This window comes from Streptomyces sp. WMMC1477 (genome assembly GCF_027460245.1).
GTDB lineage: Bacteria > Actinomycetota > Actinomycetes > Streptomycetales > Streptomycetaceae > Streptomyces.
In genome coordinates, this window is the sequence record NZ_JAPZBD010000003.1 from 4,286,195 (window position 1) to 4,296,751 (window position 10,557).

Sequence of the window (10,557 nt, forward strand, 5' to 3'; positions counted from 1 at the left end):
CGGCTCATCACCCGGCGGTGCACTCCCCGCGCCTTCCAAGATCACCGTATCCACGTCCGGCCGTCGGCGGCAGCCCTCCGCAGCGGGCAAAGTGGGAGACGGCCGGTGGACCCGTCCGAGGGCCGGCCCGGTGCCCATGCATTTCGGCCACTCTCGCCGCGCCCCCGGTTGTGCGGGGTCGCATCGGGGGTAGAAGCGGCCACGGACGAGCCGCAGCCACCACCAGCGCGGGGGCGAAGCCCGCGCGCGGGAAGGACCGCGACCACGTGGACAAGGATCTGGAGCACCACTACGAGCATCTGGCCGCCGCCTACGACGCCAACTGGGCGAGACGCCAGGAGTACGTGGACTGGATGGAGGAGCAGATCCACCGGCGGCTGAGCCTCGCGCCTGGCCGCCCCCTCGCCGACATCGGCGCGGGAACAGGACTGTTCCTGCAGCGCCTGATGGAACGTTACGCCGCCCCCGACCGCCCCATCACCTGCGTAGACCCGTCCCAGGCGATGCTCGACCGGCTCCCCGACGACCCCCGGCTGCGCCCCCTGCGGGCCACCGCCGAGGAGCTGGCCTCCGGTGCCGTCCGGCTGCCCGGCGACGCTCCCCTGGGAGGGCTGCTCATCAAGGAGGCCGTGCACCACTTCGCCGACCTCGGCCGCACCCTCACCGGCCTCGCCGAGCTGCTCGCCCCCGGCGGGCGCATCGTCATCGTCACGCTGCCGCCGAAGATCGGCTACCCGCTGTTCCAGTCCGCCCTCGACCGCTTCGCCGAGCGCCAGCCGGAGCCGGCCGCCCTGGCCGGCATCCTGCAGGACGCGGGCCTGACCACCACCGTCGACCACGGCGCCTACCCGGTGCGGCTGGACCGCGACGAGTGGACGCGGCTGGTCCAGGGCCGCTGGATGTCCGTCCTCTCCTCCTTCCCCGACGCCGAGCTCGCCGCCGGCGTCCAGGAGATCGAAGAGCGGTACCCGGCCGGCGAGCTGGAGTTCTCCGACACCTTCGCCTTCGTGGTCGCCACCCGCGAGGAGCGGCCGCACGACGAGGCGCCCGTTGCCGGCTGAGGCACCCGGCACGCCGGTGCGCGGGGCGGGCGGGACGCGGCGGCACGGCACCGCGACCGCCGCCCCGCGAGCCCTCGCCCTGTGGTGGAACCACTTCGACGCCGCCGACGGCTGGCTCGCCGACCAGCACGCCCGCATCGCCCGGTTCCTCGGCGAGGACGACAGCGCCGGTCACGACGCGGGGGCACCGCTGCGCGACCTCCCGGACACCCTGCCCTGGGCCACCCGCCGGCTCCGCTGGGCCCGCCGCGTCACGCTCGACCGCCACCTGGCCAACCTCGGCAGCCACTCGGCGTTCCTGGTCCGCGGCGCCGAGGCCGCCCACGCCTTCCTCGCCGAGGAGCGCGCCCGGCTCGCCCGCCTCTTCCCCGACGGCCACGTCGAGGAGCGCTACCTCGTCAACCTCGCGGTGGCGCGCCGCTGAACAGCGCGCGCCACCAGGTGCGCAGCACCAGCGCCAGCGCCGAGGCGCCGAACAGGACGGCGCTGATCAGCAGCCACCGCCCGAGGAAGACGTCGTCCGGCAGCGCCGTGTAGCGGGTGAAGTGGTCCACCCGGCCCAGGATCAGCGGATACCAGGTGAGCAGCAGCAGCCCGGACAGGAACGCCGGAACCCGGACGAAGTTGACCACCCCGCGCGGCGGGACCCGCAGCACGCCGCGCCCCACCCGGTCGACGGTTCCGTACAGCGGCAGGAAGACCAGGTCGTGCAGGAGCGCCGCGCCCACGAACCACACCAGGACGCCGACCGTGTCCCCGTCCAGCAGCCGCACTCCCGCGTACATCGTCAGCGCGAACGAGGCCAGCACCACGAGCAGATGCAGCGGCGAGGCCCCGTACCGGCGCCGGAACAGCCCGCGCATCAGACCTCCCCGAACGTCAGCCGCGTCACCCACTTGGTGTTGTGCACACCTGGAGCCGCCGGAACGATGACCCGCGCCGGATACCCGTGATCCGGCGACAGCTCGGCGCCGTTGACCCGCAGCGCCAGCAGCGAGCGCGGATCGCGCACCTGGTTGTCCCGCAGCGACGCCGAACGGAACGCCCCCCGCCGCTGCACCGACTCCACGAACACCCCGGGCGCCGCCTCCGCCTCCTCGTACCCCACCAGCGCTGCCAGCCGCGTCAGCCGCACCCCGCCCCACCGCTGGTCCACCGTCGACCAGCCCTCCACGCAGGCGATCGGCAGCGACGCCTCGTCCTGTGGCAGCTCCAGCAGCCGCGCCCGCGTGAACACCTCCTCCCGCCCCCGGCCCCGCACGACCAGCCGCCAGCCGTCACCGAGTTCCTCGGCCCGGATGCCCACCGCCGCCGGCGTCTTGTTGACCTGGAAGCCGTTCGGCCCCGGCCCGGTGTCCTGCCCGTGCGGTGCGAGGAGCGCCGTCCTGCGCAGCGACCCACCCAGCGACTGGCCCGCCGTCACCGCGAACAGCAGCACCGACCCCGCCCCCACCAGCCCCAGCGCACCCCGCCGCGAGACCGTCGCGGCCGCAGGACGCGGCGTCGCCAGCCCCGCGCTCTCCTCCGCGTACTCCGCCCGCCGCCCTCCCCGCAGCGCCCGCACCACCACCGGAATCCGAAAGGCCACATGGACGACGAACGCCGCGGCGAACACCCACGAACCGTAGAAGTGCAGCGGGTAGAACGAGCCCGGGAAGACGTAGTCCAGCTGCACGTTGAGCACGCCGGTCGCGAAGACGAACAGCGCACCGCCGACGAGCAGCAGCAGCGACAGCCGTTCCAGGGCGTGGGAGAGCGACCGCAGCGGCGGCCACACGAACAGCCTCGGGATCACCGACCACAGCTTCGCCAGCAGCACCGGGATCAGCACGATGCCCAGCGTCACGTGCACCCCTTGGGTCAGCCGGTACAGCCAGTGCGGGTCGGTGGGCCAGGCGAACAGGTAGAAGCCCAGCCAGCCCCGGTCCGGCGTCGTGTCGTTGCCCCGCAGATCGGGGTTGTACGCCGCGTACGACAGCAACCCCGTCAGGAACAGCACCGGAACGCCGACCAGCAGCACCACACCCAGCACCGAGGTGAACCGCACCCCGCGCACCGGGGACCGCCAGAACCCCGGCCGCGTCGGCCCCGGCGGCGCCCGCCGCGGCCCCCGGTGCCTCCCTCGTCCGGACTCCTCCCTCGTCGTCCCGTGCCCTGACGGCTCGTCGTCTCGTCGCCCCTCGTCCTGCTGCATGGCACCCTCCGGCGGCAATGGCCCCGCCCGACGCTAACCACGCCGAGCCCCCGCACCCCTGCGACACACGCGGCCGGTACGCTGACCGGATCAAGCACGGAACGAGGAGGTGGGACCCATTACCGCCGTTGCAGGCCGGGTGCTCTCGCCACCTCTCCGCGTGTGAGGAGCGCGACCGCGAGAGCGCCCTTCGGTACCCCGAAAGGCAGTCACCATGCGCCCCGCGTACGCGTACTCCCCACCGCCCTTCCCGTCGCCCGAGATCGTCACCCGCCTCCGGGCCGCCGGCTGCGTCTTCGCCGAGGACGAGGCCGCGCTGCTGGCCACCGCAGCCCGTAACCCCGCCCACCTCACCGCCCTGGTGGACCGGCGCGCCTCCGGGCTCCCGCTCGAACACGTGCTCGGCTGGGCCGAGTTCCGCGGTCTGCGGATCGCCGTCGACGAGGGCGTCTTCGTCCCGCGCCGCCGCACCGAGTTCCTCGTCCGGCAGGCGCTCGCCGCAGCCGGGCGCCCCGCCGTCGTCCTCGACCTGTGCTGCGGCTCCGGAGCCGTCGGCGCCGCGCTCGGAGCGGCCGTCGCCCCCACCGAGCTGCACGCGGCCGACCTCGACCCCGCCGCCGTCCGCTGCGCCCGGCGCAACCTCGACCCCTACGGCGGCCACGCCCACACGGGCGACCTCTTCACCCCCCTGCCGCCCGGCCTCCGCGGCCGCGTGGAGCTCCTGACGGCCAACGTCCCCTACGTCCCCACGGACGAGGTCGCCCTGCTCCCGCCGGAGGCCCGCCTCCACGAGCCGCGCACCGCGCTCGACGGCGGCTCCGACGGCCTCGACGTCCTGCGCCGCCTCGCGGCCGAAGCCCCCGCCTGGCTGGCCCCCGGCGGCGTCCTCCTGGCCGAGACCACGGACCACCAGACCCCGGCCGCCGTCGCCCTCCTCACCGGGCACGGCCTGACGCCCCGCGTCCACACCTGCCCCGACCTCTACGCCACCGTCGTGACCGGCACGGCTCCCGAGGGAGCGGCGTGACCCGTGCACGACGCTCCCCGTTGAGCCACGCGACAGTGCGATCCAGCGGTCCTGGAAGGGGCGGCATGGCGGACGACACCGTCGATGAACAGATTCTGGACGATCTCTTCGCGCGCCTGGAACGCATGCCGACTCCCGAGGGGTACACGCTCGACATCGTCGACGGGGCCATCCACATGGCGCCGAAGACGCGAGCGCACCAGCGGATCATCCTCGGTGTGGCGCTCCAGCTCGCAAAGCACCACGGCCGCAACGAGGACATCGACTCCGGTGTTCGGGTCGACTTCCCCGGCTTCAACGGCTTCGCCCCCGACCTCACGAAGGTGCGGGCGGGGGCGGAGGCCGACGCCAAGGAGCGCCTGTCGCCGGACGACCTCGAAGGTGTGCTGGAGGTCGTCTCGGAGGCGACGGCCGCCAACGACTATGGCCCCAAGCTGCGGACGTACGCCGCCGCGAAGGTGCCGGTGTACCTCATCGCGGACCCGTACGTGGGCCGCTGCCACGTGTACGTCCACCCCAAGGACGGCGCGTACGGCACGCAGATCACCGCCGACTTCGGCGAGCCGCTCGACCTCACGGACACGGTCTTGGGCCTGGTCCTCCAAACGGACCGCTTCCCCCGGGACTGAGCCGGGGGAGGCTCAGGCGAGGGCGTCGGCCAGGAGCGCGGCCGTCGCGGCGACCAGCGCGCTGTCGTTCGGGCCCTCGGGCAGGGTGGGCCTGGTCGTCAGCACGGCCATGACGATCGGCGGGGCGCCCGGCGGCCAGACGACGCCGACGTCGTTGGCCACCCCGTAGTCGGAGCCGCCGCCCGTCTTGTCGGCCAGGACCCAGTCCGCGGGGAGCCCCGCGCGAAAGCGCTGACGGTTCGTCGTGTTGGCCTTCAACCAGCCGGTGAGCAGGTCCCGGTCCGGGCGCCGGAGCGCGTCACCGAGGACGAGGCGCGCGTACGACCCGCCGACGGCCCTCGGCGTGGTGGTGTCGGTGACCCGCCACGGCTCGGCGGAGTTCAGCTCCGACTCCCAACGGTCGAGCCGTGTCCGGCGGTCCCCGACGGACCGGGCGAACCGGGTGACGGCCGTGGGCCCGCCCAGCTCGCGCAGCAGGAGGTTCGCGGCGGCGTTGTCGCTCTCGCTGACGGCGGCGGCGCACAGCTCGGCGACCGTCATGCCGTGGGCGAGGTTCTCCTCCTCGCCGGTGACGGGCGCGTAGCCCGCCCGCTCGACGCACTCCCGGGTGTACCGGACGCGCCGGGCGAGGAACGCGCCGTCCCGGTCGAGGTCCCGCAGGACGGCGGCCGCTGCGAGGGTCTTGAACACCGAGCACATCGGGAAGCGCTCGTTCGCCCGGTGGACGACGGTCCTGCCGGTGGCCAGATCGCGCGCGAAGACGCCCAGCCGGGCGGAGTGCTCCCGCTCCAGCGCCCGCAGCCGCCTGCCGAGGGCGGACCCTTCGGGCGGTGACGACGCCTCAGCGACCCCCGCCGGGGCCGGGGCGAGCGCGGCGGCGAGCGCCGTGCCCGTGCCGAGCGCCAGCACCCTGCGGCGCGACGGCCGGACCGCCGAATCCCTCCCCGTCAACGCTCCTCCTCCGGGCCGAAGCGGCGCACGAACCGGCGCTGCCAGGGGGTCTCCACCGCGCGGGGGTGGTAGTGGCGGCGGACGTAGTCGACGGCCTCACCGGGCGGGACGCCGTCGAGCACGGCCACGCAGGCCAGCGCCGTGCCCGTCCGCCCGATTCCGCCTCCGCAGGCCACCTCCACCCGCTCGGTGGCGGCCCGCGCCAACACCTCCTCGAAGAGGATCCGGGCCTGCAACGGGTCCCTCGGCAGCCGGAAGTCCGGCCACGGCACCCAGCGGGCCTCCCACGTGGTCGGCGGCGGTTCCCTGCCGAGCAGATACACGCCGAACCGGGGCTCCGGCCCCGGTGGCGCCGGCTTGCGCAGCCCGCGCCCGCGGACGAGCAGCCCCGAGGGCAGCCGGAGCACCCCGGCGTCCCCGGGCTCCCACGTATCGCTCCCCACTCCCGCCCGCGTTTCCATGCACCCAGGCTGCTCGCCGACCGCGGTCGGGAAACCCCGGCCGAGCTGTGGCGCGGGTCAGGACTCGTCGAGGCGGAAGCCGACCTTGAGGCCGACCTGGAAGTGCTCCACGCGGCCGTCCGCGATGTTGCCGCGCACCTCGGTGACCTCGAACCAGTCGAGGCCGTGGAGGGTCTGGGCGGCGCGGTCGACGCCGTTGCGGATGGCCGCGTCGACGCCCTCGTGCGAAGTGCCGACGATCTCCGTCACCCGGTAGGTGTGCTCGCTCATGGGTCGTCCTCCGTATTCCGTGGCTCCCATCCACGGTGCCCCAGGGGAGGACGACCCGCGAGCGGAGCTCAGGCCGGGCGGAGCCAGACGGTGGCGAGGGGCGGGAGGGTGAGGGCGATGCTGGCGGGGCGGCCCTGGGACGTCACGGGCTCGCTCCTGACCAGCTCGGGCACCTCCACGCCGGAGCCGCCGTAGCGGGCGGCGTCGGTGTTGAGGGCCTCCCGCCAGGCGGGGACGCCGTCGGGCACGCCGAGCCGGTAGTCGTGGCGGACGACGGGGGAGAAGTTGCTGACGGCCAGCAGGGGGCTGCCGTCGGCGGCGTACCGGAGGAACGCGAAGACGTTGTCGTCGGCGGCGTCGGCCTCGATCCAGGCGAAGCCGGCCGGCTGGGTGTCGCGCTCCCACAGGGCGGGGGTGGCCGCGTAGACGGTGTTGAGGTCGCGGACGAGGTCCTGCACGCCGGCGTGGTCGCCGCGGGCGGAGTAGGCGGGGTCGAGGAGCCACCAGTCGGGGCCCTGGTCCTCGCGCCACTCGCCCCCCTGGGCGAACTCCTGCCCCATGAAGAGGAGCTGCTTGCCGGGGTGGGCCCACATGTAGCCGAGGTAGGCGCGGTGGTTGGCGCGCTGCTGCCACCAGTCGCCGGGCATCTTGGCGACGAGCGCGCCCTTGCCGTGGACGACCTCGTCGTGCGAGATGGGCAGCACGTAGTTCTCGCTGTAGGCGTACACCATGGAGAACGTCATCTCGTTGTGGTGGTACTTGCGGTGGACGGGCTCCTTGGAGGCGTAGACGAGGGAGTCGTGCATCCAGCCCATGTTCCACTTCAGCCCGAAGCCAAGGCCGCCGACGCCGTGCGGGCCGGTCTCGTGGGTGGGCCGGGTGACGCCGTCCCAGGCGGTGGACTCCTCGGCGACCGTGACGACGCCGGGGCAGCGCCGGTAGACGGTCGCGTTCATCTCCTGGAGGAACCGGACGGCGTCCAGGTTCTCCCGGCCGCCGTGCTCGTTGGGCGCCCAGTCGCCGTACTCGCGCGAGTAGTCGAGGTAGAGCATGGAGGCGACGGCGTCGACGCGGAGCCCGTCGATGTGGAACTCCTCGCACCAGTACACGGCGTTGGCGACGAGGAAGTTGCGGACCTCGGTGCGGCCGTAGTCGAACTCCAGGGTGCCCCAGTCGGGGTGTTCGGCGCGCCGGGGGTCGGGGTGCTCGTAGAGGGGGGTGCCGTCGAAGCGGGCGAGGGCCCAGTCGTCCTTGGGGAAGTGGGCGGGCACCCAGTCCATGAGGACGCCGATGCCCTCGCGGTGCAGGGCGTCGACGAGGTACCGGAAGTCGTCGGGGCCGCCGAGCCGCGCGGTGGGGGCGTAGTAGCCGGTGACCTGGTACCCCCAGGATCCGCCGAACGGGTGCTCGCACACCGGCATGAGCTCCACGTGGGTGAAGCCGAGGTCCTTGACGTAGCGCGGGAGCTGTTCCGCCAGCTCCCGGTAGCCGAGCCCGGGGCGCCAGGAGGGCAGGTGCACCTCGTAGACCGAGAACGGGGACGTGTGGACGGGGCGGGCGGCCCGGCGGGCGAGCCACTCGGCGTCCTGCCACGCGTACGTCGAGGACGTGACGACGGAGGCCGTGTCCGGCGGGCACTCGGTGCGCCGGGCCATGGGGTCGGCCCGCAGGCTGCGGACGCCGTCGGGGCCGTGGACGTCGAACTTGTAGCGGGTGCCCTCGCCGACGCCGGGGAGGAACAGCTCCCACACCCCGCTGGAGCCCAGGGAGCGCAGGGGGCAGCCGGTGCCGTCCCAGTAGTTGAAGTCGCTGGCGAGCCGCACGCCGAGCGCGCCCGGTGCCCAGACGGTGAAGCGGGTGCCCGCGACGCCGTCGACCGTCATCGGGTGGGCGCCGAGCGCCTGCCAGAGCTGTTCGTGGCGGCCCTCGGCGATGAGGTGCAGGTCCAGCTCGCCGAGGGTGGGCAGGAAGCGGTAGGCGTCCTCGGACTCCACGACCGCGCCGCCCTCGTAGGCGACCCGCAGCCGGTATCCGGAGGGCCGCGCGCCGGGCAGCAGCCCGGCGAAGAGCCCGTCCGCCTCGTGCGGGAGCTGGGCCGAGCCGTCCGGTGTCACGACCGTTACGCTGCGGGCGAAGGGGCGCAGCACGCGTACCACGTGGCCGTCGGCGGCCGGGTGCAGGCCCAGCAGTCCGTGCGGGTCGTGGTGGGCTCCGGCGAGGAGCCGGGCGCGCTCGCCCTCGTCCAGCGCGGGGGCGACGCGCACGGCCAGCGGCGTGGCGGGCACCTCCTCGGCAGCCGGGGTGCGGGGCCGGGGGGCGGCCTGGCCGTCCGTGGCCGGTTTGCCGTCCGTGGCGGCCTCGCCGCCCGTGCCGGTCCGGGGGGTCTTCGCCGCCCTGGACGCCGACGACGCCGAGGGGGGTGCGGAGCGGAAGGTGTCGGGAACCTCGGGGCGGGGGGTCACGAGAGTGTCCTCCTGGGGGAACGCGGGGTCTGTGCGAGGCGACGGACCGCGGCGAGCGGGATGGGGAGCCAGTCGGGGCGGTGGTGGGCTTCGTAGAGCACCTCGTAGACGGCCTTGTCCGTCTCGTAGGCGCGCAGCAGGGCGGTGTGCTCACGGGGGTCGGTGCCGCTGCCCTCGGCGTAGCCGACGCAGAAGGCGTCCCGGGTGGCCTCCGCCCAGTCGCGGGCGAAGGGGGTGGCGCCGCGCTGGCAGGCGGCGTAGTCGAAGGAGCGCAGCATCCCCGCGACGTCCTGGAGGACGGGCTGCGGGCGGCGGCGCTCGGAGAGCCGCTTGGCGGGTTCCCCCTCGAAGTCGATCAGGGACCACCGGCCCTCGGTGTCCCCCGCGGTGCGCAGCACCTGGCCGAGGTGCAGGTCGCCGTGGATGCGCTGCACCGGGCAGCCGCGGCCGGAGTGCGCGAGGTCGTCCACGGCGGCGAACGCCTCCCGCAGCCCGGCGCGGTAAGGGCGGAGCTGGGGTACGGCGTCGCAGGCGACCTTGAGCCGGGCCGCCATGTCCCCGGCCAGCGAGGCCAGCGGGGCGCCGCGCAGCTCGGTGGTGGGCAGGGCGGTGGCCAGGGCGGTGTGGACCTCGGCGGTGGCCCGCCCCAGGGTGCGGGCGGCGCCGGTGAAGTCGGCCTGCCGGTGGAGGGCGTGCAGGGCGAGCCGCCAGCCGTCGCTGGAGCCGGGCAGGTAGGGCTGGAGGACGGCGAGGGTGACGGGGTCGTCCGCCTCGGCCTCGATCCAGGCCACCGGGGCGGGCACGCGGGCGCACCCGGTGCGGGCGAGGGCGAGGGGCAGCTCCAGGTCGGGGTTGAGCCCGGGGCTGACCCGCCGGAACAGCTTGAGGATGAGCCGGTCGCCGTAGACGAGCGAGGAGTTGGACTGCTCGGCGCGCAGCGGGCGGGCGGGCAGCTGCCCGGGGATGACGGTGCCCTCCTCGCGGACGAAGCGCAGCGAGCCGAGCCTGCCGGGGGTGCGCAGCCGTTCCAGCAGGACGGCCGTGAGCCGGGCGTCGGGGACGGCGTCGTAGACGGCGCGTCCGGCGAGCGGGCCGGAGGCGGGCCGTCCGATGAGGGCGGGGGACAGCGCCGGCGGCAGCACGTCGCGGACGCCGAGCAGCAGTTGGTAGCAGTCGGCGCTCTCGCCCTGGTGCGCGGTGAGCAGGAGGTGCAGCAGCCCCGGCCTCCGCCCGGTGCCGCTGCCGCTTCCGGTGCCCGGACAGGGGAGCAGCTCGGTGGCGGCGGTGAGGGTCAGGCCGTCCAGCGCCCGTCCCTTCCCGGCGAACCAGCGCTGCCGGGGCAGCCAGTGGGTCAGTATGGGGCTGAGCGAGCGCAGCAGCTCGGGTCCCGCCCCGCTGCCGGTGAGCAGGGTGGTGCGGAGCGAGGCGCCGTCCGGCGTCGCGGTCAATGGATTCCTTCCCCCGGGCACACGAAACGTAGGCAGAGTGTCCCGGAATGCGGC

The 10,557-nt window shown here is 74.5% G+C and carries 11 protein-coding genes; 4 read left to right on the forward strand and 7 right to left on the reverse strand.

The window, feature by feature from the left end; translation table 11 throughout:
* The first annotated feature begins 266 nt into the window (after positions 1 to 266).
* On the forward strand, positions 267 to 1,061 hold the full coding sequence (locus O7609_RS19260; protein WP_269743954.1) for a class I SAM-dependent methyltransferase: 795 nt from the start codon (positions 267 to 269) through the stop codon (positions 1,059 to 1,061).
* The gene (locus tag O7609_RS19265) at positions 1,051 to 1,485 is read left to right on the forward strand and encodes a hypothetical protein (RefSeq protein ID WP_269735747.1); all 435 of its coding nucleotides are present in this window, start codon (positions 1,051 to 1,053) and stop codon (positions 1,483 to 1,485) included. The genes O7609_RS19260 and O7609_RS19265 overlap by 11 nt, the downstream gene beginning before the upstream one ends.
* On the opposite strand, the gene O7609_RS19270 is transcribed toward O7609_RS19265, so the two are convergent.
* Positions 1,460 to 1,924: a hypothetical protein gene (locus tag O7609_RS19270; protein WP_269735746.1), complete on the reverse strand. Its 465-nt coding sequence runs from the start codon at positions 1,922 to 1,924 to the stop codon at positions 1,460 to 1,462. The two genes, O7609_RS19265 and O7609_RS19270, sit on opposite strands and share 26 nt — an antisense overlap.
* Positions 1,924 to 3,255, reverse strand: coding sequence for a molybdopterin-dependent oxidoreductase (locus O7609_RS19275; RefSeq protein WP_443072166.1), 1,332 nt, complete (start codon positions 3,253 to 3,255; stop codon positions 1,924 to 1,926). Before O7609_RS19275 ends, O7609_RS19270 begins: the two co-directional genes overlap by 1 nt.
* 214 nt (positions 3,256 to 3,469) lie before the next feature.
* On the opposite strand from O7609_RS19275, the gene O7609_RS19280 reads away from it, so the two are divergent.
* Together O7609_RS19280 and O7609_RS19285 are read left to right on the forward strand one after the other, a co-directional pair.
* Complete coding sequence (locus O7609_RS19280) at positions 3,470 to 4,282, forward strand: putative protein N(5)-glutamine methyltransferase (protein WP_269743955.1); 813 nt, start codon at positions 3,470 to 3,472, stop codon at positions 4,280 to 4,282.
* A 65-nt stretch (positions 4,283 to 4,347) separates the two neighbouring features.
* On the forward strand, positions 4,348 to 4,911 hold the full coding sequence (locus O7609_RS19285) for a Uma2 family endonuclease (protein WP_269743956.1): 564 nt from the start codon (positions 4,348 to 4,350) through the stop codon (positions 4,909 to 4,911).
* Positions 4,912 to 4,923: 12 nt separating this feature from the next.
* On the opposite strand, the gene bla is transcribed toward O7609_RS19285, so the two are convergent.
* From bla to O7609_RS19310, 5 genes are all read right to left on the reverse strand, one after another.
* Positions 4,924 to 5,862: a class A beta-lactamase gene (gene bla, locus O7609_RS19290; RefSeq protein WP_269743957.1), complete on the reverse strand. Its 939-nt coding sequence runs from the start codon at positions 5,860 to 5,862 to the stop codon at positions 4,924 to 4,926.
* Positions 5,859 to 6,323, reverse strand: coding sequence for a protein-tyrosine phosphatase family protein (locus tag O7609_RS19295; RefSeq protein WP_269735743.1), 465 nt, complete (start codon positions 6,321 to 6,323; stop codon positions 5,859 to 5,861). The genes bla and O7609_RS19295 overlap by 4 nt, the downstream gene beginning before the upstream one ends.
* 57 nt (positions 6,324 to 6,380) lie before the next feature.
* Entirely contained in the window at positions 6,381 to 6,593 is a 213-nt protein-coding gene (locus tag O7609_RS19300; RefSeq protein ID WP_269735742.1) for a dodecin, read from the reverse strand.
* Between the two features lie 68 nt (positions 6,594 to 6,661).
* Complete coding sequence (gene glgB, locus O7609_RS19305) at positions 6,662 to 9,055, reverse strand: 1,4-alpha-glucan branching enzyme (RefSeq protein WP_269743958.1); 2,394 nt, start codon at positions 9,053 to 9,055, stop codon at positions 6,662 to 6,664.
* Complete coding sequence (locus O7609_RS19310; RefSeq protein WP_443072167.1) at positions 9,052 to 10,503, reverse strand: maltokinase N-terminal cap-like domain-containing protein; 1,452 nt, start codon at positions 10,501 to 10,503, stop codon at positions 9,052 to 9,054. Before O7609_RS19310 ends, glgB begins: the two co-directional genes overlap by 4 nt.
* Positions 10,504 to 10,557: the final 54 nt, after the last annotated feature.